This is a genomic window from Chroococcidiopsis sp. CCNUC1, from assembly GCF_023546805.1.
Taxonomy (GTDB): Bacteria; Cyanobacteriota; Cyanobacteriia; order Cyanobacteriales; family Chroococcidiopsidaceae; genus Chroococcidiopsis; species Chroococcidiopsis thermalis.
In genome coordinates this window covers 4,965,350-4,989,808 of the sequence record NZ_CP097480.1, presented here as the reverse complement: position 1 = coordinate 4,989,808, position 24,459 = coordinate 4,965,350, and the positions used below count along the sequence as shown (strand labels likewise).

Sequence of the window (24,459 nt, the reverse complement as noted above, 5' to 3'; positions counted from 1 at the left end):
GCTGTCCCTTCCTATTACTTAATGAAAAGTTGCTGCCACAATTTGTCCTAGCGCGATTCCCCCATCATTAGGTGGAATGCGTTGATGCCAGTAAGGGTAAAAATTTTCTGCTTGCAATCTTTTAATGGCTCTTTCAGTTAAATACTTATTTTGAAAACAACCGCCTGTAAGTATAATTTTCCCTTCACCCACAGATTTTGCTACGGCAACTACGATCTCAACTAGCGTATTGTGAAACTTGGTTGATATTTGTGCAATTGATAAACCAAATTCTATATCTACTAAAATTCCTCGCACCATCGTTAGCCAGTCAACGATCGCAGGCGATGACGTTGCCAAAATCTCAAAGCTATAGCACTCGTCAAGATCAAATCCGGCGATCGCAAACTCTAGTTCCATTGCTGCTTGTCCTTCAAACTGGTTTTGTTGACGCAATCCTACAATTGAGGCGATCACATCAAATAGCCGTCCCATACTAGAAGTTACTGGCGTGTTGAGATTTCTTTGCAGCATTGTCTGCAAAATTCCCAACTCGCGATCGTTAAAAGCTTGCACTGGTACTAGGTGCTTCATCTCAAACACCTCGTCTCCAAAAATCTCATAGAGCAAACCAATTGCGACTCGTCTCGGCTCTTTAATCGCCTTTTCTCCCCCAGGCAGCCGAAAAGTGTGCAGATGGGCGACTCGCTCAAATGATGTTTCTGTAACGAGCAAAAATTCTCCGCCCCAAATTGTACCGTCTAGTCCATAACCAGAGCCATCCCAAGCAACACCCAAGACGGGTTGAGAGTCATGCATTCCAATTAAATTATTTTCAGCCATGCATGAGAGAACGTGAGCGTAGTGGTGTTGTACTGGAATCGCAGGCATCCCAGAATTACGCGCAAATTGAGTAGAGAGGTAATCGGGATGAAGATCGCAGGCGATCGCCACTGGTTGTGTCTGATAAAGTAGTTGAAAATCCGCGATCGCCCGTTCAAAAGCATTCACTGCTGGTACTGTTTCTAAATCTCCGATATGCTGACTGACAAAAACTTGCTCTTTGACACAAAGCGCGATCGTATTTTTGAGATGCGCCCCTACTGCGAGAAGGGAGTCGCTAGGGGCGCACTGCTGTGCGCCCGTAAGGAGTTGGGAGTCGGGTGTGGTAGTTGGTAGTTGCTCCTCTGCTCCCAGCTCCCAGCTCCCAGCTCCCTGAATCGACAAAGGTGCATAGCCACGGGCGCGACGTAAAACCATTTCTCTTCCCATCATCACGCACACGACAGAATCATCTACAGGACGGGCGATCGGTCGGTTATGGACGAGGAAAACTTCAGTAATGCTACTCAGACGTTGCAGTGCTTCTTTTTCATCAATACAAATAGGTTCATCTGTTAAATTGCCACTGGTAGCGACTATCGGAAAACCCAACTCAGCCATGAGTAGGTGATGTAGAGGAGTGTAAGGCAACATCACGCCCAAGTAGGGATTGCCAGGAGCAACTGAGGGGGCAATCGCATGAGATGCTAGCTTCCGTTGCAGCAGGACAATTGGAGCTTGAGGCGATCGCAACAGCTTTGCTTCCAATTCTGAAACTTGACAGTGTACTTGAATCGATTCCAGCGATGGATACATCAGGGCTAGGGGTTTTGCCTCTCGCTGCTTGCAACGGCGCAGTTTTTGCACGGCTGCTTCGTTACGTGCGTCTACTACCAGATGAAACCCGCCCAAACCCTTGATAGCAACGATCTTTCCTTGACAAATCGATGCAGCAGCTTGAATCAATGCTTGATGATGTAATGCTAGAACATTGCCATCTCGCTCCCATAACTCCAGCTGGGGTCCGCATTCAGGACAGGCATTAGGTTGGGCGTGAAAGCGACGATCTAATGGATTTTCATACTCAGACTGACAATGAATGCACATCTGAAACTTTTTCATCGTCGTATTGGTGCGATCGTAGGGCAAAGCCTCAATAATGCTAAAGCGGGGACCGCAGTTAGTACAGTTGGTGAAAGGATAACCGTAACGGCGATCGCTTTTATTGAAAATTTCGCGCAGACAATCCGAGCAAGTGGCAAGGTCGGGTAATATTGTTGCTGATTTCTCACCACCCGTACTGGTGCGAATCTCAAACTGCTGGTAGCCTATGGGAGCGAGAAATTTCGATTCTAAGCTTTGAATTATCGAACGAGGTGGCTTTTGTTGCTCGATGCGTAATAAAAAATTCTGCAATTGCGCTTGAGTGCCTTCTACGTCAACCAAAACCCCTTGGGCAGAATTATTCACCCATCCTACAAGTCCTAATTCTGTTGCCAGTCGGTAGATAAACGGACGGAAGCCTACTCCCTGTACAGCACCCCGAATAGTTACGTGTAAACGTTGTTTTAGGATTGACATTTTGTCTTATAGCAAAACTTCATCGATTCCTCGCCTTGCTGTTGGTTTTACCTCAGAACCAAAACCCAGACGCAACAGAATTTGTGGATAGCCCGATGCGTAGATTAATTTGCTCAGTTGCGATCGCAAAGTTGGCACTTCAATCGGCTGATTTAAAAAGGATGCTGATAATCCTACTGCTTGACTTCGCAGCAGTACGCGCTCTAGTGCTTGCCCCGCTGCCAGCCAATCTCTCGGAGTATCTTGCTCTGTACCCAGCACTAAAATTGCCGGAGACTGGATTGTGAGTTGGCGGTTATGATGAGCCATTGCATCTCCGAGATCGAGGGTACGCATTGCCCAAGCAAAAATAGGTGTAGCAAAATCTAAGTACTGATTCACTCCATATGCATATCCAGGTATACCATCATGGCTGGAGCTGCTACCTGGATGAATCCAAGCTGCTAATTCGCGGCGAAAGTCGGGATTTGCCATTTGCCAGCGATCGCCTCGTACCACTAATTCGGCGATCGCCTGACGGGTTAGATCTCCCTTCACAACGTGCAACCACGCACCTTCGCTAGCGGCATCTACTTGTAACCATGTCAGCATCGATTTGGGGACATCCCGGTTTTCATAATCTCTTCGATTCGTGTGTCTTTGGGGAATTGCCTCAAACAGCATTTGCTCGTCAGCGCTAGCCTGTGTGGGTTTGCCTAACTGAATCGTCGCTAACAAGTCTGCTTGACTGGGTTCTGGAAAAGTTGAGATTTTGCCCGTATAACCAAAGTGACGTAGAGCAATCCGAAGATTAAATAATGCCGTACCGCAGCTGATAATTAATTCCCGGTCTTGAGGATCGACAACAGGCAAAGCGCGAGTCCGGTCAGCATAGAGCGCGATCGCTTCATCTTGAATTTTAAAATTCCAAGGTTGAGTATTATGCCCAGAAGGAGCTAGCAATGCATAGTTTAAAAGAAACTTGAGCTGCTCTGTAGGTGTACCAGATTGGGGAAATTCAGCTGCTTCAATGTTCCAGAAATTGGATATTGTAGACATGGCGATCGCCTCGCAGCATTCATGATTTTGCTCGGTAATCTTAACTATTTTTTAGCAATATAAATTATTGCTGTTTGCAACGTCGATTTTATATTCGACTCGTCTCTAAACTATCTCAAAAAACTATTCAAACTCTTTTCAAACTAATACTAAAAGTATTAATCAAACCGAGTTTTAACTTTTAACTTTTGACTTTTGACTTTTCTAGTCTTCTTGCCAATCTTCACGACCTAATAAATCGATGATTCGATCCCTAAGCAAAAAATCATTTTCCTCTAGCTCAATTTCTACGCAAACCCACTCACGACCTGGAATATATTTGCACAAAGCATAAATTGGCTGGTGACGGTCAACAAGTCCTTTATCAACGAGTTGACGCGCTTCGTCTTTGATAGCATTGATATCGTACTTAACTGAGGTTTTCATACAAATTACCTTCTACCTAGTAGGAGTTAACGGTTAATGATTAACAGTTAACACTCAGCAATCAACAGTCAACAGCTAACACCCAAGATGTAAGAACCCTTGGGAATTGCTATAGCATCAGGTTGGTTTAAACCATATCTTGTTTGGTTATAGGTTTAACTTAGCAAGCAAATTTGAGGAAATTGTGAGTAACTCAACGTTCTCCCAGACCGTTTGAGGATTCATGCAGAACCAAATAGAGAAAATCCGCCTTGTGTAACCGTTCGATTTGCCATTCCAACTGCGATCGCACTAGAGTAAATCTGTACCCTGCCGCAGTCTCTCAACCTTGACTCAATCTCAAGCCAAGCGAATCGATCTCCAAGAATCTCACCTCAACCGCGCTCGTGCAAGTATCCGCCAAGCGCTATCTTGGTACGGACATCTGCGTAAACCCAATCCACAACCTGCAAAGCTTGAATTGGCTGGGCTGGTTAAACCAGACTTGGAAGTCCTAACTTCCACGCTGAATAAATTAGAAACGAATGTCATTTGTATCGCTGCTTTTGGATTGGTGAGTCGAGGTAAATCAGCGGTTCTCAATGCCTTAGTCGGGCAGAAAATTTTACCCACGGGTCCCCTACACGGTGTGACTCAATATCCCCGTTCCGTGCGATGGAATCCAGGCGGAAAAGTACAGATTGAATTAATCGATACACCAGGATTGGATGAAATTGAAGGTCAAGCTAGGGCGCAAATGGCAAAGGATGTAGCGCGACAAGCTGACTTAATTTTATTTGTCGTCGCTGGCGATATTACCCGTACTGAATATCAAGCACTTTGCGAACTACGGCAAGCACAAAAACCGCTAATTTTAGTCTTCAATAAAATTGATTTATATCCTGAAACAGACAGGGAAGCAATCTATAAAAATCTCCAACAATTAGGGGCTGGTAGTCCGACAGCAAGACGCTTACAGCAACTTTTGTCTAGCGATGAAATTGTTATGGTGGCGGCGGAACCAGCAGCCGAAGAAGTGCGGGTAGAATACCCTGACGGACAAGTTGTTTACGAGTGGGAAACACCACCACCTCAAATTGCAGAGTTACAGCAAAAGATTTTACACGTACTCAATCGCGAAGGGCGATCGCTACTGGCTTTAAATGCTTTACTACAAGTCAAAGATGCAGAAGCTGCGATCGCAGGTAAAACTCTAGATCGTCTTCATGAAGCGGCGGAAGATTTAATTTGGCAATATACCAAATACAAAGCTTTAGCTGTCGGACTCAACCCCATCGCTGTACTTGACGTTTTAGGCGGATTTGTTGCCGATCTCGCCCTAATTCGTGCTTTGGCTAAGTTATATAATTTGCCAATGACAGGGTTTGAAGCTACGAAATTGTTGAGGACAATTTTATTTAGTTCCGGTGGTTTGCTATTGAGCGAATTAGGTAGCGGAATGCTGTTAGGCTTAGGCAAAAGTGCGACTGCGATCGCCTCTGGAGATAATCCGTTCAATATTACCGCATTTGCAGGAACTGCGATCGCTCAAGGGGGAATTGCTGGTTACGGTACTTATGCTGTCGGAAAAGCCGCCCAAGTGTATTTAGAAAAAGGTTGTAGTTGGGGACAATTTGGCGCAAGTACCGTCATTCAAGAAATCTTATCTCAAGTCGAGCCAAATACAATTTTGTATCGATTGCGGTTAGAGTTGGGGCAGCATTTGAGTTAAGCAAGTCAAAAGTTAAAAGTTAAAAGTCAAAAATGTATAAGAGCCTAATAAATGTAGGCGAACGCAGATAAATGTATCGTAGGGGTGGGTTTTATCTGAAATCTTTGTCGGAGTCAAAAACGATTAACAAACCCGCCCCCAGATCTATGCGATCGCAATTTAGAATTTTGCAATAGATTATTGTTTCGAGATTGTGTATATGAATACCATCGCCCTAGACTTACATTCAGTAATCGACTTGACCGACGAGCAATTTTTTCAGCTTTGTCAACAAAACCGAGATCTCAAGTTTGAACGCACTGCAACAGGAAAGATAATTATTATGCCACCTACGGGCTGGGGAACTGGAAACCGTAATATTAAACTATCAACAAGACTAGAACTCTGGGCAAAACGTGACAATATAAGCATTGCCTTTGACTCATCTACAGGTTTTATCCTACCTAATAAAGCGATCCGTTCTCCTGACGCTGCATGGGTGAGACGAGATCGAATTGAAGCAATAAATCCAAATCCAGACAAGTTTTTACCTCTAGCCCCCGATTTTGTTGTCGAACTGATGTCAGCTAGCGATCTGCTCGAAGACCTACAGGCAAAGATGCGAGAGTATATAGAAAATGGGGTGCGCTTAGGTTGGCTGATTGACCCCAAACAGCAATATGTGGAGATTTATCGTCAAGGACGAGAAGTAGAAGCGCTATTATCTCCCACCACCTTATCAGGAGAAGATATACTACCTGCGTTCGTTTTGGATTTACAAGGTATTTTGTAAATGCATGGGATACATAAACCAGAAGATGAATGACTCTTGAGGGTTTAACATGAGATTTAGTGACCATCGTGCAAAAAGCGCGATCGCTAAAAACATAGTTGCCCTGTTATGACCCTGACAATCTACAACACTCTCACTCGTCATCAAGAACCATTTGAGACTGTCGAACCAGGCAAAGTCAAAATGTACTACTGTGGCGTAACAGTATACGACTATTGCCATTTGGGTCATGCACGCGCTTGTATTATCTGGGATGTCGTGCGGCGCTACCTGCAATTTCTCGGATACGAAGTCACGTACATTCAGAATTTTACTGATATTGACGATAAAATTCTCAACCGCGCCCGTCAAGAAAATTCCTCAATGGAAGCCGTAGCCGAACGCTATATCCAAGCATATTTTGAGGATATGACGCGGCTGAATGTCAAAGAAGCAGATGCCTATCCCCGCGCCACGCACACGATGAACGGCATTCAACGACTAATTTTTGAATTAGAACAAAAAGGCTATGCCTATCCCGCAGATGGTGATGTTTACTACGCTGTCAAACAGTTTCCCGAATATGGTAAGTTGTCGGGACGCAAATTAGAAGACTTGCAAGCAGGCGCTAGCGGGCGCGTAGACGCAGAAGACCCAGAAGGAAGAAAAAAGCAAGAACCATTTGATTTTGCCCTGTGGAAAGCTGCTAAACCAGGGGAGCCAGCATGGGAATCACCTTGGGGTGCAGGTCGCCCTGGATGGCACATTGAATGTTCGGCAATGGTGCGCGATCGCCTGGGTGATACGATCGACATTCATGCAGGGGGCGCAGATTTAATTTTCCCCCACCACGAAAATGAAATCGCCCAAAGCGAAGCTGTTACAGGCAAATCCCTCTCTCACTACTGGATGCACAACGGGATGGTGAAGGTTAACGGGGAAAAAATGTCTAAATCCCTGGGCAACTTTATCACGATTCGCGAGTTACTCGATCGCCCCACCGATCCGATGGCAGTTAGGTTATTCGTCCTGCAAGCACATTACCGCAAACCAATCGATTTTACCGACGAAGCGATCGCGGCGGCTACCAATGGTTGGCACACCCTCAGAGAGGGATTGTTGTTTGGACATCAATATGGCGAGCAACTGGGATGGAACGAGGAGATAGGGGGACAAGGGGGACAAGGGGGACAAGGGGGACAAGGGGGACAAGGGGGACAAAGAAGCAATTCTAGCCACCAGCCACTAGCCACTCACCCGACTCTCAACTCCCGACTCCCGACTCCCGACTCCCTCATTCCTGAAGTAGTACAAAGGTTTAAAGAGGCAGTCAATGACGATTTCAACTTTCCGAATGGATTAGCTGTGTTGCAACCCTTAGCAAAGGAATTGGCGCGGGAAGGTAATCTGTTGGTACATCAGGGTAAGACAGAAACCCCACCAAAGGAATTACAACGCCAGTGGCATACTTTGGTAACTTTAGCTGAGGTTTTAGGATTTACCGTCACAATAGAAGCTGAGACTACGACTCATGACGGTTTAAGCGATCCAGAAATTGAAGCTATGCTCGAACAAAGGCAAGCTGCTAGAAAAGCAAAAAATTTTGCCGAATCAGACCGCATCCGTGACGAACTACAGGCTCGCGGAATCACTGTAATTGATAGTCGTGATGGTACGCGATGGCATCGCAACTAAATCGTCCTTTGTTGTCTGTATCTAACTTGCTGCTCCTCGTTGCCACTATCTTTTTGGCAATTTTGTTGTGGCAACTCCGAGGCTTATTAGTAACTTTAATGATTGCTGTTGTTTTAGCAGCTGCGATCGCGCCTATTGTCAACATAGCAGAAAGATTGCGGTTTCCTCGTTGGCTGGCAGTCATTGGCGTGTATCTCACTTTAGTGGCTGGCTTAACTGGAGTCGGTTTACTTGTCGGTCCTACCCTGATCGCTCAGATCGAAACTTTGGTGAGAATACTGCCGCTTTATATCGACAATCTTGTCGGACTGGTAGAACAATTCGCGCTCAAATTGGGAATTACTGAATCAGAAATCGAGCAGTTTTTTGACCTGCAAGCATTAACGGGGTGGATAATTCGCTCCGGTCAACAATTATTAGTCAGTTCCTACGACATCACCACCGGCATTTTAGGCGGAATATTTAACTTAATTCTGGCGTTCTTGCTTTCAGGCTATATGGTTGCTGGTAGGGAAAATTTAATTTCCGGTTTAGTCAATTTATTTCCCCAACCGTGGAACGATCGCCTTGCCGAGCAAGTCGAACCAATCGCCCGTCGTATGGGAGGATACATTCAAGGTCGAGTCTTGGTTTCAGCAATTTTATCCGTTGCCATTACAATCGGTTTGGGTATTTTAGGTTTATCAGAATTTGCCCTAGCTTTAGGAGCGATCGCTGGATTCACCAATTTAATTCCTTTTCTCGGACCCATCTTAGGTGTAATTCCGGCTTTAGTTGTCGCCATTTCCCAAGGTGGCTGGACGTTTTTGTGGGTATTGTTGTTGTTTATCGTCGTCCAGAACCTAGAAACCTACGTCCTAGATCCTCTACTTGTTGGTTCCTCCGTCCAAGTCCATCCGCTCTATCAACTACTAGCGGTTTTAGGGGGAACTCAAGTTCTTGGTATTCTAGGAGCCGTGATCGTGCCACCCTGGATTGCCGGAGCATCAGTACTATTAGAAAACCTATATTTACGACCGAAATTATTAGCTGAAGGCAAAGCAATAGGTAAGTCGTAAGTCGTAAGTCATAAGTCAGAATTAATTGCTCCCTGATAACTGATAACTGATAACTGATAACTGATAACTGATTCAAGCGGATTTTCGCTGCTGTGTTTCATCTGGTTGCAACTGCCGTCGTCCGTTGTAGATGATGCGGAGTGCTTCTGTAAGCTGCTGCTCCAAGCTATTAAGGACAGCATCGGCATAATCATCCGCACCGCGTAGAATATCCTCTGCCTCCATAATTGCCTCTTGCCGCATCCGCTCAATTTGCCGTTCTGCTTCTTGACGCAGGCGATCGATTTGTTGCAGATTTTCTTCTTGCGCTAATAAGCACTCTTGTTGAACTTGCTGCTGGAGTTGCCTAGCTGAGAGGTCAGCTTGTTGTACGATAGTCGTCCGCTCGACAATCTGGGCTGCTTGTGTCTGTGCCGTCTGAATAATTTCATTGGCTTCTTGTTCTGCCTGCAAGAGAATGTTTTGTCTTTGCGCGACGATCGCTTGTGCTTGTTGTAACACAGTTGGTAGGAGCGATCGAATCAGATCGATTCGATCTAGCAACTGCTCCTCATCTACTAGTGTTCTGCGCGTCAGAGGAATATGGGGACTAGAAAGAATTATTTCTTCTAGCCGAGCCAATTCCTGCTGAATTTCTCCGCTACCTAGATCGGCAGCACCTGCTAGCGGCGGAAAGCCTCTATTCTCTTCAGGCTCTAGATTGGGTGAGTTTTGGCTTGGCATCGGTAAACATCCCGAGCAATGTGCGGTGGGACTAGATGGTCGATGGGACCGCCAAATTTAGCGATCTCTTTCACCACACTACTACTTAAAAAACTGTACTCATTTGATGTCGCCAAAAAAACAGTTTCAATTTCAGATGATAGCGTTTTATTGATGTGAGCCATCTGTAATTCAGCTTCAAAGTCTGAAATTGCTCGTAAACCACGGATGAGAGCTTTAGCTTGTCGCATTTGGGCGTAATTGACGGTTAGACCATCAAAACTATCGACTTCCAGATTAGGTAAATGACGAGTGGTGAGGCGAATTTGTTCTAGCCGTTCTTGCACGGTGAACATAGGTGTTTTATTCGGATTGCGCAACACGGCAACGACTAAGCGATCGAATAGCTCACAACCGCGTTCGATAATGTCGAGATGTCCCAAGGTAATTGGATCGAAGCTACCAGGATAAATGGCTAGCACTAGTCAACAGCCTCAGAGTTACTGGAAAATTATAAATCAGTTATCAGTTATCAGGGAATAGGGAGCAGGGGAGCAACTACCAATTACCAATTACCAATGACAAACAAAGTACCGCTAAAATTGAATGCAGCAGTGTTCTGGCTGGAATTGGTGGGCGCTCGATCGGGCTTAACCTAAAACCACTTTTGCCATTGGTGCTGTAGAGACGAGAGTGAATATCGAGCCGCAATCGCCAATTCTGGCGTTGAGAAGCGGGCTGAGGGGAAACTGGAGTATGACGGTCAAAAAATTAACGGAAGCTGACAGAACAGAAATTTTGGATTTGTATCGCAATACAGGAGAGACAACATCAACGCTAGCAGATCGCTATGGAGTGAGCAACTCTACGATTAGTCGCTTCTTAAAAGTGACTTTGCCAGAAGATGAGTATGAAACGCTCATTGCAGCTAAACGGGCGGCTCGGACCCCTGGGGGAGCAGAGAGAGAAGAGGTAGCAGCGATCGCTTCCCCTGTGGTAGAAGTACCCTCACCCACCCTAGAAGCACCCATACTAAAAACAATATCTGAACCCGAACCAGTTGTTGAAGCCCCTACCCCCAAACCTGTGAAAAAACGGCGTTCGACAGCGAAGACTGGAGCAGAAATCGAGCCGCTAGCAGAACAATTAGAGTTACTCAGTAACCCTTCCCTACCGGTAGAAGAAGAAGTGCGCGAGGAGGTAAGCGCAGAGGCTAGCCAGATTGCAGCAATTATGGTAGGAGAAGAATTGCTCGATGAAGATGAAGACGAAGATGATGAGGATGACGATCTAGAAGATTTAGAAGATTTAGAAGATCTAGACGAAGACGACGATTTCGAGGAAGAGACAACACCAGTTATTAGAAGGCGATTGCCCGTCGAAAGCTTCGTCAGGGTGTTACCGTTGTCAGAAGCAATGCTGCCGAGAACATGTTATATCGTGATCGATCGCATGGCAGAATTAATTACGCGACCGCTGAGGGATTTTGGCGATTTGGGACAAATTCCCGTGCAAGAAGTCCAACAAAAAACTCTACCGATATTTGACAACCATCGGGTAGCGCGGCGATTTTCCAGCAAACGCGATCGCGTGATTAAAGTTCCTGACAGTCGCATGTTGCAAAAAACTCGTTCTCAACTTCAATCTAAAGGCATCACACGTCTACTATTTGATGGACGAGTCTATTCTTTATCGTCTAGTTAGATTTTTGTAGAGGCGCGCTGTGTCGTGTCTCTATTTACAGGGTGAGTTATTATGTCGCGCAAAGGCGAGCCAGTGCGTTGCGGAGCCAGCGCCGTGCGGGGGGTTCCCCCGAGTCCCGCGACTGGCGTGAGGTTCCCTCCGTTGTAGCAACTGGCGTGCAAAGGCGCAAAGTGTAGTTTTGGATTTTCGCATCCTAATTTAACTTTGAGTAAGCTGCTTGTTGCGCAAAATTGTTTCTCAATTGGAACGATGGCAAAAGTTTAAGTGTCTTGTCTTGAAAGAGAGGAATCTGGTGTTGTGACAAGCGCGATCGCTCAATCTCAAGAAAATTTTACATTGCTTCTGGCTGCAAACAAAATTAAGTGGTTTCGTCGTCAGTTAACTAGTTGGGCTACTCTCAATCTGCGAGAATTTCCTTGGCGCACTACAACAGATGCTTATACTATTTTCATCGCTGAGTTTTTGCTGCAAAAAACTAGTGCTAATACAGTTGCTCCAATTTACGCAGATTTTTTGACTCGATATCCTACCCTCGAAGATTTGGCAACGGCATCAGTAGCAGAAATTGCGATTTTACTAAAGCCTTTAGGTTTGCATTTCCGTGCCGATCGCCTTTATCAATCTGTACGAGTAATTATCGAACAATATGATGGTAAAATTCCAGCCTCAGAGGCTCAGTTGCTTTCTTTACCTGGAATTGGATTATATACGGCACGCTCTATCTGTGCCAATGCTTTTGCGCAGCCGCTAGCAATATTAGATACTAATGTGGCACGAATTTTAGAGCGATTCTTTGGTTTGCAGGGGAATCGTGTCAAGTCTCGTTGCAAGCTGTTGTGGAGTGCGGCTGAATATGTCGCTCCGAAAACAAGTGTGAGTCGGTGGAATTTAACATTATTAGATTTTGGTGCGGGAGTTTGTACGGCTAGAAATCCCAGTTGTGGAATTTGTCCGTTGCGATCGCAATGCAATTACGCCAAAATTAATCTTGATATGAATCATGAATAAAGCAAATTACGGTTTAGTTTTGGTCACAGCCGGATCGCCACAAGAAGCAGAGGCGATCGCCACTTCTTTAGTAGAATCTCAGCTAGCTGCTTGCGTGAATATTCTCCCTATCCAATCGGTTTACACGTGGCAGGGAGAAATTAATAAAGAACAAGAGTGGCAATTATTAATTAAAACAGATTTAGCTCAATTTTCTCACTTAGAAGCTAAAATCCGCGAGTTACACTCTTACGAAGTCCCTGAAATTATTGCCATTCCGATATTAGCAGGTTCTCAATCTTATCTAGACTGGATTTCTGCTTCTGTTAAATAATGTAGCGTTGCCCATACGTCTGCAATATATTCGTAAGGGGCGCACATCTGTGCGCCCCTTACGAATATGGCTATTTCAACATACTCAAATTAATTATTCCTGGAGACGATCTTTAGGATTTATATATAGGGTGCGTTATTTAACGCAACTCTACCAGAGACGAAAGCTTTGACAAAAAGTTCCCATGTCTATACTTATTTGACTGTATTATAGCGTGAAAAATTTATTTTGAACAATTGTTATAAAAATAATATGACAGTTTATTAACAGTCTACATCTGCTGCAAGCTGTGATTGGCGATCGCTACCTTAGTTGTAGTGAAGGTGATACGGCAAAGGTTTCGGGCAAGCCAATAACTCAGTAATAAATGGTAAAGAAGTTATTTGATTGTCTGATACATAAACGCCATCTTTACGACACACAATACACAAGTTTTTGTTGGCTCAAGAGTTACTTATGAAACGCTCAATTAAGTCTATCCTCGCTCTTTCTGCTGTGTCTGCATTGGCTATCATTCCTACATTTCTTCCTGTAGGAAAAGCCTCAGCTCAAACTTTTACCACAAATGGTACGGATGCGAACTATCTCGGTGGTGGTATTTCCGTAGGCGTTACCGATGGTGATAGCCCCATATACGATGATGATTCTAAAGTTGGTGGCAACGTTCAAGGACGATTCGCGATTCCAAACGCGCCTATTTCTGCCAGAGGTGCAATCTTATTTGGTGGCGATTCAACCGCATTGATGCCGTTGGTAACATATGATGTTCCAGTTGCTCCTAATACCAACCTTTACCTTGGTGGCGGTTACTCCTTCAATACTGAAGAAGGTCAATCTTCGCCTCTAGGTAACAAAGATGCTATCGTGCTAACTGCTGGTGCTGAATCTGAAGTTGGTAGCAACGTGGTTGTTTACGGTGATGCCAAGTGGGGGATTGATTCCTACAGAGACAGCGATTCCGATGCTGTCAGCATTCAAGCTGGTGCGGCTTACCGCTTTAACTAATGAGTTGAGGTAGGGGCGCACAGTGGTGCGCCCCTACAAAGTCAAAGCTGGGATTGTTTACTCTTATAACTGGAGTCAGCCCCAGCTTTTCGATCGTGATAGGATCTATAGAGTTAATCTATTCATCACAAAATCGACGGAATTACCGGAGATTAAACAGCCGTAGGGGTGTTATCAAAATTTACCGGAGCGGCGGTGAAATATTTTTGTGAACTCAGCATCCAACTCTAATGGTTAAATCTTCTACTCCTCCCACCCCCGTAACTCGCAAGCCTTCCAAAGTTGAAGGGATTAAGGAACGCAGCAATTTTTTGCGGGAACCAGTCGCGACCGAAATTCTGCAAGATACAACTCATTTTACCGAAGAAGCGATCCAGATTCTTAAGTTTCACGGTTCTTATCAGCAAGATAACCGCGACAACCGGATTAAAGGTCAGGAGAAAGACTACCAATTTATGGTACGGACAAAAAACCCAGGTGGGTTCGTGCCAGCTCAATTGTATTTGACTCTGGACAAGCTGGCTGAAGAATACGGCAATCAAACTTTGCGCGTCACCACGCGGCAAGGCTTTCAGATGCATGGCATTTTGAAGCGAAATCTCAAAAGCGCGATCGCAGCCATAATTAAAAGTATGGGTTCGACGCTGGGAGCCTGTGGTGACATTAATCGTAACGTCATGGCTCCTCCGGCTCCGTTTAAAAATAAGCCAGAATACCAACATGCTTGGCAATATTCCGAGTATGTCGCTCAGTTGCTCTCACCACAAACTGGGGCATACTATGAAATCTGGCTAGATGGAGAAAAAGCCATTAGTGCGGAAGAAAACCCTGAAGTTGTAGCTGCACGGCAGAAAAATGGTACGGGAACGGTGTTTCACGATAGCGAAGAACCACTCTACGGCACGCACTATATGCCCCGTAAGTTTAAGTGCAGCGTCACCGTACCTGGTGATAACTCCGTAGATTTGTTTTCTCAAGATTTAACTTTGGTAGTCATAACCAATGACAAGCAAGAAGTAGAAGGATTTAACATCTATGCTGGTGGTGGCTTAGGACGGACGCACGGTAAGGAAGAAACTTTTGCCCGACTAGCCGACCCAATTGGTTATATAGCCAAAGCCGATGTATACGATGCTATCAAAGCAATTGTAGCTACTCAGCGCGATTACGGCGATCGCACCGACCGCCGCCACGCCCGCTTAAAATATTTAATCAATGACTGGGGCGTAGATAAATTCCGGTCGATGGTAGAAAAGTATTTGGGCAAGCCTTTGGAAGCTTCCAAGCCTCTACCAGAATGGAAATATGAAGATTTCCTCGGCTGGCACGAACAGGGTGATGGGAAGTTATTTTTGGGGATTTCGGTCGAAAACGGTCGAATCAAGGATGAAGGATCGTTTCGGTTAAGGACTGCTTTACGGGAAATCGTGCAGCAGTACAACTTATCAATGCGACTGACACCCCACCATAATGTTATTTTGTGCGATATCGCCCCAGATCAAAAGCAGGCGATCGCAAATCTACTCGTAACTCACGGTGTAGAACCTGACCCCAACGCCATCAGCCAGTTAGTTAGATACTCTATGGCTTGTCCGGCTTTGCCTACATGTGGCTTGGCAACAACTGAATCGGAACGGGTCATGCCAAGCGTCCTCCAGCGAATTGAAGTGTTATTAAATCGCTTGGGCTTGAGTCAAGAACATTTCGTCGTGCGGATGACGGGTTGCCCTAACGGTTGTGCTAGACCCTACATGGCAGAACTAGGGTTTGTCGGCAATGGTCCTAGCACGTATCAACTATGGTTGGGTGCAGATGCTAACCAAACGAGGCTGGCGCAAGTGTATATAGAGAAGTTGCCTCTCGATAACCTGGAGGCAGAATTAGAACCATTGCTGGTTTACTTCAAACAATCGCGGCAACCTAATGAAAGCTTTGGCGATTTTTGCGATCGCATTGGCTTTGACTCTTTACGAGAGTTTACCTCCAAATACGAGTTTCAAGGCGCACTGGAACCAGAAATCGCCCTACAAGATGATGGCAATGGCGAACAGGAAGCAGCTGCTAATGCAGCAACTGCGGCAAAAGCCCGTCGTCGTATCACTTTACGCGAACCAGTCTACGCAAAGCTAAAAGCTACTGCTGAGAGTCAAGGTAAACCGATGACTCAACTTGTGAATGAGGCGATAGAAGCTTTCTTACAAGGGCAATAATCGTATCTACATTTTGTGTAGAGACGTTACATGTAACGTCTCTACAATTTCTATGGCAAATACTTCTGTACCACCACCCAACCCGTGAGGGATACCCAGAGAAAACCAAGGAATAAAACTGCATTTGCGCCTACGTGGAGCGATCTCGCCCATTGACGCTTAGGACTGATTAAAGTTGCACTAACTGCCGATATTAGGGTTAATGCTACCACGATTAGTCCTGCCGTCAAGTGTTGGGAATGACCGAGAGAACCAAAATGACCCAGCGTACCGACAACACCAATTGCTAATAGCAGCAGCACTAGCAAAACCATGCTGCCACCAATACTATAGTGCAGCAAATGCAGCCAACTAGGTCTGGGATGAAAATTTGTTCTTGCCTGGAACATCTGCCAGCCTGTTACGGTCAACAGCAGATAAGCTAGTAGCGACAGACCCATCGACCAGGCTGCTATTTTCCACAACCACAAAAAAGAAGGTAAATCCAATTTATTTTAGACCGAATACAATAGCAGCAATTCTATTTCTAGTAATAGCTTACTAAATGTAGCGATCGCGCGGTTTACTTTCTTCCTTTCGGTAGAATTTGTTTATTTTTCAATTCACTATTTTTTCATTTATTAAAATAGAGCCGCTAAAGTTAGCGACTCCAATGTTAGTTAAACCGATGATCTAATCAATAGTCGTTAAAAGAGGGGATTTAAAATTTCTTTGACTTAGTTTATCTTTTTGTTCTACCGATCGCGCTGCTGGACGATCCATTTGTGCTTCTGCTTTGCTTTCTTCTAACAAGCACAAGCGTTCGCAAGGAATATTATCTGACAAAATAGCACTCGCCATCATGCCCGTGTGAATTTCTAGTGTTGCTTTAGGTGGCGCTTCAAATACAAGGCGTTGACCTGGAAACACAACTCGTTCAAAATACCAGTTAGGGATATTTGATATTCGAGCAATTTGAATCTTGCTAGTTGCGTTTACATAGCAGCAAAGAAGTCGGTCGGACTGTTCGGGTGGTAGGGAATCTAATATTTGAGCCATAACAGCTAAGGGCATGAAAGCCACTTTTATTTGATTACACATATAAGCTAACACTTAGCGATCCCCGAGTGTTGTAACTCCTACTACCAACTGATAACTTAGCTCGAATTTGTTGTCGCCTCTATCTATAGATATAAATTGATAGAAGTTAAACTTATCGGCTTTCCGATTTAGCAACCAATTGTCTGATAAATTTTTGATTTGATTTTTGCATTTAACCGCACAAAATTGGTTGACTGTAAATGATTTATGCGTTAAGGCAAAATACCAACTTATTCACGAGCGGCAATTGAGGGATCGTGCCGAGGTGACGCAAATCCAGCGATCCTAGAGGCGATCGCGTCATATCGAGCAGCGATCGCCTCTAGCTACGACAACTCATTATCTCCGATCGACCTACCACTAAGACAAGCTCGATGTTATCGTAAAGTTATATGAAAATTATTTTCAGAAATCTCTTTAATAGGGGCGCTTAGGCTCGTGAGTGAGGGCGAACTTGGAAGCTATCTAGACATGAGTTGGCTCAGCTTCACTCAGCAGCGCTGCTACTCGAACCTTGGTAAACTCTAACCTCAAACGATCGAGATGGAAAACCGTATTCTCTACGTTCGCCTTCCGTGCAACCCTATATTTCCGATTGGGGTTGTTTACTTGGCAGATCACGTTCACAAGCTTTTTCCCGAAATCGAACAGCGAATTTTTGACTTAGGGACAGTCCCACCACTCGACTTTAATTCCGCCTTAGATACTTGTATCGACGAATTTCAGCCGACGCTTTTAGTATTCTCTTGGCGAGATATTCAGATTTATGCCCCAGTAGGTGGTAGGGGTGGTAATCCCTTGCAACATTCCTTTGAGTTTTTCTACGCCTTCAATCCGTTAGTCAAATTTCGCGGTGCAACCGGATTGCTGCGATTGGCAGTTTCCTATTACAAGGAACTCTGGCGCAATCAAGGACTGATTAAACGCGGGCTAAAACGCGCTCAGAAACACCAACCAAATGCCCGTGCCGTAGTCGGTGGGGGTGCAGTTAGTGTATTTTACGAGCAGTTGCAGCATAATTTGCCCCAGGGAACGGTTGTTTCTGTCGGAGAAGGAGAAACGCTGCTAGAAAAATTGTTGCGAGGCGAAGATTTTAGTAACGAACGCTGCTACGTTGTTGGCGAAACTCAACCACGCGATCGCCTAATCCACGAAGCGCCAACACCGCTAGAAAAATCTGCTTGTAACTACGACTATATTGAAAAGATTTGGGCGGAATTCTCCTATTACCTGCAATCTTCCGACTTTTATATCGGCGTGCAAACAAAGCGCGGCTGTCCTCACAATTGCTGCTACTGCATTTACACCGTAGTAGAAGGCAAACAGGTACGGATCAACCCCGCCGATGAAGTCGTAGCCGAAATGCGACAACTATACGATCGCGGCATTCGGAATTTCTGGTTTACCGATGCCCAGTTTATCCCAGCACGGAGATTCATCGATGATGCGATCGAACTGCTGCAAAAGATCGTCGATTCAGGCATGACTGATATCCACTGGGCAGCATACATCCGCGCCGACAACCTCACCCCCGAACTATGCGATTTAATGGTAAAAACGGGGATGAATTACTTCGAGATCGGCATCACCAGCGGTTCTCAGGAACTCGTGCGGAAAATGCGGATGGGCTACAACCTGCGCACGGTGTTGGAAAACTGCCGTGACTTAAAAGCAGCAGGTTTTAACGATCTCGTCTCCGTCAATTACTCCTTCAACGTCATTGACGAACGCCCCGAAACCATTCGCCAAACGATCGCCTACCACCGCGAACTCGAACGGATCTTCGGCGCTGACAAAGTGGAACCAGCCATTTTCTTCATCGGACTCCAACCCCATACCCACTTAGAAGAATACGCCTTTAAAAATGGCATACTCAAACCAGACTACGATCCGATGAATCTCAAACCTTGGACGGTACAAAAATTATTATGGAACCCCGAACCCCTCGGTTCCTTCTTTGGTGAAGTTTGCCTACAAGCATGGCGACAAAATCCCAACGACTTCGGACGGGAAGTGATGAAAATCTTAGAAGAACGCCTCGGCTGCGCCCCCCTCGAAGAAGCCCTTTCCGCCCCTATTCCTACCACTGACAAAAAGCAACTTGTAACAGCGTAAAAAGTCAAAAGTCAAAAGTTATAAGTCAAAATTACCTTTTACCAATGACAAATGACCGATGACAAATGACCAATGACCAATGACCAATGACCAATCATGCTAGAAGGCTCCATCTTACAACAGCTCAAATCAGCACTCGAAAACACGAATCGACCCCTTAACCTGGGTGTCTACTATAAAAACACCTTGGTCGCCCTGTGTCATGCCCTAGAAGACTGCATTTTGGTTTCTGGTAGCCAACCGCTAGTCATTACGGCTTTTCAACGGGGTAAATGGTATCTGCAAGAAGCAGAACGCTACCACGATTTAGCCCAAAAATCCCGCCATGTGGCGATTATGGCAGCTCCAGATACGGGCTTTGCCGACCATCCTACTAGCAAATTACCAAATGTAGACTTAGTAGCGTTGAATCCTGAAGACCCAGTGGCGCAAGAATGGCATTTGATAATTCTTGCGCCTAGCTACACGGCAATGGTACTTTGTCAAGAGTTGTCTGAGGCGGATTACGGAGTCGGAGGTAGACCGACAATTGATTTAGAGCGTAAATTTTACGGTTTTTGGACGTTTGAGCCAGCCAGGGTAGAGAAAACAATCGACCTAGCGATCGCCCACATTAACAGTTACAACCCCGAACTCGCGCAACAGCTCAAATCTCACGTCCAGGCGATCGCCCAAGAGTCTGCCCAAGTAGAACCGGACGATTTGAATACAATCGTTTCTCGCGTGGTCGATTACCTCCAAACCAGCGAATATAGCATCAAGCAGATAGAACATCATCAGATATTAGATAGCAATTTAGTTTCCAACGAATTACAAGCCTTCCTCCGCTTGGGACAACTGATCGACCTTGCCGATACGGGTAACCCCCTCGCAGCCGCAGAAGTCGCCGCGATCGCCGAAATTATGGGGCAATTACTCAATCTTCCCGCTTGGCAGGTCAAACGCCTGCGCCTAGCCAGTCTACTCCATCGCATTGCCCCCCAATCGGTCAACGTGCAGTATGGCGAAGCCCCCAGTTGCCCTCTCATCCCAGCCGCCCAAGTTTTGCGTACCATGCCTCGCCTGAGCGCGATCGCTCAAATTATCAACCATTTCTCAGAACATTGGGATGGTAGCGGAGAGCCAGCTGGTTTGATGGGGGAGACAATCCCGTTAGAATCGCGAATTTTAGGCTTGGTGGCAGACTTTCAGCAGCGTTTTACCCATCTATCCCAATCTCATACCAGAGAGGAAGCCTTATCAACTGCGTTGGCTCAATGTCAGCAAGAACAGGGTAAAGCTTGGGAACCAAAACTTGTAGACACCCTAGAATTACTCGTGCGCGGGATGCAACAGGGTTTAACCTTACCCGTCTCCCCCACAAAAATTAGTAGCAGCATGTGGCTGATCGATGAGGAGCGAGCAGAATTCGGAATTCGGAATTCGGGAGTGGCTAGTGGCTAGTGGATAATAGCCATTGCGACTTAATTTGTCCCCTTTATCCTCTCTCTGCTCCCTGTTCCCTGACAACTGATAACTGATAACTGATAACTGAATATGACTGATTCGATTGCAGCAATTAGAGAAGGAAAAGTTAAGCAATTACCAGGAGCCAATTTAGAGGATGAAGATCTGGCAGGGTTAGATCTGGCGGAAATGAATTTGGCAGGGGCTAACTTAGTCGGAGCCGATTTTTCTGGCTCCAAGTTAGAACGATCGCGTCTGGAAGGCGCTAACCTACTCGGTAGCAAGCTTCGCGGTGCAGATTTACGCGCTAACTTTTTGGGAGCCAATTTGATGCAGGCTGACATGACAAGTGCCGATCTGCGAGGCAGTAACCTCCGAGGCGCAAATTTGATGGGCGCGAAATTATCCCAAAGCGCGATCGCTGGAGCATTTTTGAGTGGGGCAAACCTGATGAGTGCTAACTTACAAGGCGCAGATCTCAGGGGTGCAGACTTACGGGGTGTCAATCTTTCTAATGCAAATTTACAAGGAGCCAATCTCACTCAGGCAGATTTACAGGGCGCTTTGTTAAATGAAGCTAATTTAGAAGAAGCGGACTTGCGGGGAGCAAATTTAGCGGGTGCTAACCTTTCAGGCGCTAATCTTCTGTGTGCGGAGTTGGAAGGAACTAATCTTGTAGGAGTTAATTTGGCTGGTACTTGCTTGTTAGGAACCGTGGTGAAACAGTAACCAGTTATCAGTAATCAGTGACCAGCGATCGATGACTAGCTAATAGTAACCGATACCTAACTATGACTATTTACCAATTAAGCATTGACTTTTTCAGTGTTAGTACTGTAGCCTTGGCATGGCTGCTAGTATAGATTTATATTTTTAAAAAATAAATAGAAATGGCGAACAGCCGTTTTCGGATGAGCGATCGCCCGACTGGATTTGATTCAATTCAGAATTGCAGTATTTCCCGAACAAGTTCCCGAACTAAACGACCCCTATTTAGTAGGAGTCGATACAGAAAGCGATCGCCAATGCGTGCAGGATTTATTCGTTTGTTTGTAGGAATCAGTAACATATTTCATCTGGGAAATGGAAGAAATTGAATGACAAACAGTCCTATTCGTTCTCAAGAAGAGTTTCTGGTATTTGGCGCGCCTGTTATTGAAGCAGCAGAAATAGAAGAAGCGATCGCAACGCTCAAAAGTGGCTGGTTGGGAACAGGACCTAAGGTAGCTCAGTTTGAGCGAGATTTTGGGGTATATAAAGGAGCAGATAATGCGATCGCTGTGAATTCCTGTGGTGCAGCACTACACTTGAGCCTACTCGCGGCTTCCTTACAACCAGGAGACGAAGTCATTACCAGTCCCCTGACGTTTTGCGCCACGATCAACGCCATTACTCATGTGGGCGCGACACCCGTGCTAGCAGATGTCGATCCCGTCACGATGAATATCGATCCTGTCCAAGTTCAAGCAAAAATTACCCCTAGAACAAAGGCGATCCTACCCGTTCACTTTGCAGGTAGACCCTGTGATATGGATGCTTTATGTAATCTTGCTTTGCGCTACGGTTTGAAGATAATTGAGGATTGCGCCCACGCGATTGAAACAGAATATAAAGGTAAAAAAACAGGCACTTTTGGCGATTTTGGCTGTTTTAGTTTTTATGCCACCAAAAATATTTGTACGGGCGAAGGCGGCATGATTTTAGCGCGTAACTCCGAAGATGCCACCCGAATCAGAGCGCTGAGCTTGCATGGCATTAGTAAAGATGCTTGGAAGCGGTTTAGTGAAGAAGGATACAAACACTATCAAGTTTTGGAAAGCGGATTTAAATACAACATGATGGATCTACAAGCTGCCCTTGGCATCCATCAACTGAAGCAAGTAGAATCTCGCTGGCAGCGCCGTCAAGAGATTTGGCAGCACTACAATTGCGCTTTTGCCGATCTCCCCTTGGTACTTCCAGCAAAACCAGAACCCCATACTCGCCATGCCTATCACCTTTATCCGGTACTTATTGACGAGCAGAAAGCTGGATGCGATCGCGACACTTTTCTCAATGCGATGACAGCCGAAAACATTGGCGTGGGCGTACACTATCTCAGTATTCCAGAATACGATTACTATCAGCAAAGATTTGGTTGGCAACCAGAAGATTATCCTCAAGCAATGCGAATTGGGCGGCAGACAGTAAGTCTGCCGCTTTCTGCAAAGTTGACTCGCCAAGATGAATTAGATGTCATTCAAGCAGTGAGAAAAGTTCTAGCATCAAGTCAGACTCATGACACTATGAGGGGTGAGAAGAGAGGCACAAGCGAGGGACAAGGAAGACACATAGTAGCGTTCAACCAACAACTGTCAACTGTTAACCATCTTCGCGCAGTGTAGCGGAGCATTTGCTGTCAACCAACCCAATCTAGGATTGCTGGATGAATGAAACTAGTTTCAGTCATTGTTTTAATTTACGATAGCGAAAAATATATTGCTGCGACACTAGAATCCGTGTTGACTCAGACATATAAATATATTGAAGTGTTGCTTGTTGACGATGGTTCTCCAGATAAGAGTATAGAAATTTGTCAGCAATTTAACGACCCAAGAATTAGAATTATTCGCCAACAAAATCGCGGCTTGCCAGGAGCGAGAAACGCAGGTATTCGGCAAGCAAAAGGAGATTATTTAGCATTTATTGATGGTGATGACTTGTGGCAACGGGATAAATTAGAGCATCACGTCAATCATCTCGCTAATTCTACAGAAGTTGGAGTTAGTTTCAGCCGTTCTGCTTTTATCGACGAAGCAGGTAAATTTTTAGGCTCGTATCAAACACCGAAACTTAAGGGAATTACCCCCTCATATCTAGTGCGGTGTAATCCTGTAGGCAACGGTTCGGCTGCTGTCGTCAGACGGGAAGTCTTTGCCGCGATCGCATTTTCACCTCGCCAATATTCAGACAACCGACACGACACGCTAGACTGCTACTTTGACGAACAATTTCGTTATTCTGGCGGCGATGTCGATCTGTGGTTGCGAATCTTATTGCAAACCAAATGGCAAATTGAAGGAATTCCCGAAGCTTTAACTTTATATCGCGTTCACTCTAGCGGACTCTCAGCTCAATTAGATCGACAATTGGCAGCAGGAGAACAATTAATTGCCAAATTTCATACTTACGCAACCCAACTAGATAGGAATTGGGAGGCGGTGATGAGAGCGTATCACTTACGCTATCTAGCTCGGAGTGCGATTCGCTGGAAATCCGACGCGATCGCGATTCAATTGATGCATCAAGCCATAGCTTCCTATTGGCGGATCGTTCTAGAATCACCACGCCAAACTGTGATGACACTTATTGCGGCTTACCTGTTGTTACTCATTCCCCGCCGCTTGCGCGCTCATTTTGAGGTCATAATCGGACAGCCAACAACAATTTTCCAAAAAGTAAGGACTAGGATAAGAATTCAGAATTAAGCGCTTGCTTGTAAGTTGTAAGTCGGAATTCCACTATCTCTAACTACTCTTTAGATAGAGAAACTCTTATTCTTATGGAGGTAGTGGCAATGTTGTGATTGGGTGTAATCTTTATTCTGTATTCAAACAGAAATACAGAGCCGTCCTATGTTTCCAGAATCCTCGCCACAACCTCGAATCCTGACTAGTCAAAAGCAACATTTACAAACTTGCTTTAATTTACCAACACATGATGAGCGCGTCGAACGAGTTTTTCGCGAAGTGAATAACTTGTTTGCTAGTCAAGAAATTCAGCAACGCTTATTAGAAAAAAGACAACGAGTCGAGCAAAAGAAAAGCCGTGGTTGA

Annotated in this window: 23 protein-coding genes; 16 read left to right on the top strand and 7 right to left on the bottom strand. The window is 45.3% G+C overall.

Annotated elements, in window-relative coordinates; genetic code table 11:
* Positions 1-18: 18 nt before the first annotated feature.
* From hypF to M5J74_RS23000, 3 genes are all read right to left on the bottom strand, one after another.
* Positions 19-2,382, bottom strand: a complete 2,364-nt coding sequence (gene hypF, locus M5J74_RS23010; protein ID WP_250013357.1) for a carbamoyltransferase HypF — start codon at positions 2,380-2,382, stop codon at positions 19-21.
* A 6-nt stretch (positions 2,383-2,388) separates the two neighbouring features.
* Complete coding sequence (locus M5J74_RS23005) at positions 2,389-3,420, bottom strand: nitroreductase (RefSeq protein WP_250013355.1); 1,032 nt, start codon at positions 3,418-3,420, stop codon at positions 2,389-2,391.
* A gap of 204 nt (positions 3,421-3,624) precedes the next feature.
* Positions 3,625-3,846: a DUF4327 family protein gene (locus M5J74_RS23000; RefSeq protein WP_015156335.1), complete on the bottom strand. Its 222-nt coding sequence runs from the start codon at positions 3,844-3,846 to the stop codon at positions 3,625-3,627.
* A gap of 328 nt (positions 3,847-4,174) precedes the next feature.
* Between M5J74_RS23000 and M5J74_RS22995 the strand changes: the two genes are divergently transcribed.
* The 4 genes from M5J74_RS22995 to M5J74_RS22980 all read left to right on the top strand — a co-directional run bounded on the left by M5J74_RS22995 (position 4,175) and on the right by M5J74_RS22980 (position 9,061).
* Entirely contained in the window at positions 4,175-5,557 is a 1,383-nt protein-coding gene (locus tag M5J74_RS22995) for a GTP-binding protein (RefSeq protein ID WP_015156334.1), read from the top strand.
* Positions 5,558-5,756: 199 nt separating this feature from the next.
* On the top strand, positions 5,757-6,329 hold the full coding sequence (locus M5J74_RS22990) for a Uma2 family endonuclease (protein WP_106171551.1): 573 nt from the start codon (positions 5,757-5,759) through the stop codon (positions 6,327-6,329).
* 108 nt (positions 6,330-6,437) lie between these two features.
* Positions 6,438-8,003, top strand: coding sequence for a cysteine--tRNA ligase (gene cysS, locus M5J74_RS22985; protein ID WP_250013353.1), 1,566 nt, complete (start codon positions 6,438-6,440; stop codon positions 8,001-8,003).
* On the top strand, positions 7,988-9,061 hold the full coding sequence (locus M5J74_RS22980; protein WP_015156332.1) for an AI-2E family transporter: 1,074 nt from the start codon (positions 7,988-7,990) through the stop codon (positions 9,059-9,061). Before cysS ends, M5J74_RS22980 begins: the two co-directional genes overlap by 16 nt.
* 72 nt (positions 9,062-9,133) lie before the next feature.
* On the opposite strand, the gene M5J74_RS22975 is transcribed toward M5J74_RS22980, so the two are convergent.
* Together M5J74_RS22975 and coaD are read right to left on the bottom strand one after the other, a co-directional pair.
* On the bottom strand, positions 9,134-9,784 hold the full coding sequence (locus tag M5J74_RS22975) for a DivIVA domain-containing protein (protein ID WP_250013351.1): 651 nt from the start codon (positions 9,782-9,784) through the stop codon (positions 9,134-9,136).
* Positions 9,757-10,245: a pantetheine-phosphate adenylyltransferase gene (coaD, locus tag M5J74_RS22970; protein ID WP_015156330.1), complete on the bottom strand. Its 489-nt coding sequence runs from the start codon at positions 10,243-10,245 to the stop codon at positions 9,757-9,759. The genes M5J74_RS22975 and coaD overlap by 28 nt, the downstream gene beginning before the upstream one ends.
* 274 nt (positions 10,246-10,519) lie before the next feature.
* On the opposite strand from coaD, the gene M5J74_RS22965 reads away from it, so the two are divergent.
* The 5 genes from M5J74_RS22965 to sir all read left to right on the top strand — a co-directional run bounded on the left by M5J74_RS22965 (position 10,520) and on the right by sir (position 16,003).
* A complete protein-coding gene (locus M5J74_RS22965) occupies positions 10,520-11,467 on the top strand; it encodes a helix-turn-helix domain-containing protein (protein WP_015156329.1) in 948 nt (315 codons plus the stop codon).
* A 297-nt stretch (positions 11,468-11,764) separates the two neighbouring features.
* Positions 11,765-12,475: an A/G-specific adenine glycosylase gene (locus tag M5J74_RS22960; RefSeq protein WP_371934076.1), complete on the top strand. Its 711-nt coding sequence runs from the start codon at positions 11,765-11,767 to the stop codon at positions 12,473-12,475.
* Entirely contained in the window at positions 12,468-12,788 is a 321-nt protein-coding gene (gene cutA, locus M5J74_RS22955) for a divalent-cation tolerance protein CutA (protein ID WP_015156327.1), read from the top strand. Before M5J74_RS22960 ends, cutA begins: the two co-directional genes overlap by 8 nt.
* A gap of 456 nt (positions 12,789-13,244) precedes the next feature.
* Entirely contained in the window at positions 13,245-13,793 is a 549-nt protein-coding gene (locus M5J74_RS22950) for an outer membrane beta-barrel protein (protein ID WP_106217323.1), read from the top strand.
* Positions 13,794-14,023: 230 nt separating this feature from the next.
* The gene (gene sir, locus M5J74_RS22945; protein ID WP_015156325.1) at positions 14,024-16,003 is read left to right on the top strand and encodes a sulfite reductase, ferredoxin dependent; all 1,980 of its coding nucleotides are present in this window, start codon (positions 14,024-14,026) and stop codon (positions 16,001-16,003) included.
* 50 nt (positions 16,004-16,053) lie between these two features.
* Here the strand turns inward: sir and M5J74_RS22940 are convergent, their stop codons facing one another.
* Positions 16,054-16,491 (bottom strand): DUF4079 domain-containing protein, encoded by a 438-nt coding sequence (locus M5J74_RS22940; RefSeq protein WP_041462580.1) that lies wholly within the window; start codon positions 16,489-16,491, stop codon positions 16,054-16,056.
* A 184-nt stretch (positions 16,492-16,675) separates the two neighbouring features.
* Positions 16,676-17,041, bottom strand: a complete 366-nt coding sequence (locus tag M5J74_RS22935) for a DUF1830 domain-containing protein (RefSeq protein WP_051033365.1) — start codon at positions 17,039-17,041, stop codon at positions 16,676-16,678.
* Between the two features lie 585 nt (positions 17,042-17,626).
* Here M5J74_RS22935 and M5J74_RS22930 point away from each other — a divergent pair.
* The 7 genes from M5J74_RS22930 (at position 17,627) to M5J74_RS22905 (ending at position 24,459) form a co-directional block, all read left to right on the top strand.
* Positions 17,627-19,198 (top strand): photosystem II high light acclimation radical SAM protein, encoded by a 1,572-nt coding sequence (locus tag M5J74_RS22930; protein ID WP_015156322.1) that lies wholly within the window; start codon positions 17,627-17,629, stop codon positions 19,196-19,198.
* Between the two features lie 96 nt (positions 19,199-19,294).
* Positions 19,295-20,641 (top strand): DICT sensory domain-containing protein, encoded by a 1,347-nt coding sequence (locus tag M5J74_RS22925; RefSeq protein WP_015156321.1) that lies wholly within the window; start codon positions 19,295-19,297, stop codon positions 20,639-20,641.
* A gap of 93 nt (positions 20,642-20,734) precedes the next feature.
* Positions 20,735-21,373 carry a pentapeptide repeat-containing protein gene (locus tag M5J74_RS22920; RefSeq protein ID WP_106217320.1) on the top strand — a complete coding sequence of 213 codons (639 nt, stop codon included), beginning with the start codon at positions 20,735-20,737 and terminating at the stop codon, positions 21,371-21,373.
* 204 nt (positions 21,374-21,577) lie between these two features.
* Positions 21,578-21,700 carry a hypothetical protein gene (locus M5J74_RS32885; RefSeq protein ID WP_256498591.1) on the top strand — a complete coding sequence of 41 codons (123 nt, stop codon included), beginning with the start codon at positions 21,578-21,580 and terminating at the stop codon, positions 21,698-21,700.
* Positions 21,701-21,741: 41 nt separating this feature from the next.
* Positions 21,742-23,028 (top strand): DegT/DnrJ/EryC1/StrS aminotransferase family protein, encoded by a 1,287-nt coding sequence (locus tag M5J74_RS22915; protein ID WP_015156319.1) that lies wholly within the window; start codon positions 21,742-21,744, stop codon positions 23,026-23,028.
* A gap of 45 nt (positions 23,029-23,073) precedes the next feature.
* Positions 23,074-24,111: a glycosyltransferase family 2 protein gene (locus tag M5J74_RS22910; protein WP_015156318.1), complete on the top strand. Its 1,038-nt coding sequence runs from the start codon at positions 23,074-23,076 to the stop codon at positions 24,109-24,111.
* Between the two features lie 147 nt (positions 24,112-24,258).
* The gene (locus tag M5J74_RS22905; RefSeq protein ID WP_250013347.1) at positions 24,259-24,459 is read left to right on the top strand and encodes a hypothetical protein; all 201 of its coding nucleotides are present in this window, start codon (positions 24,259-24,261) and stop codon (positions 24,457-24,459) included.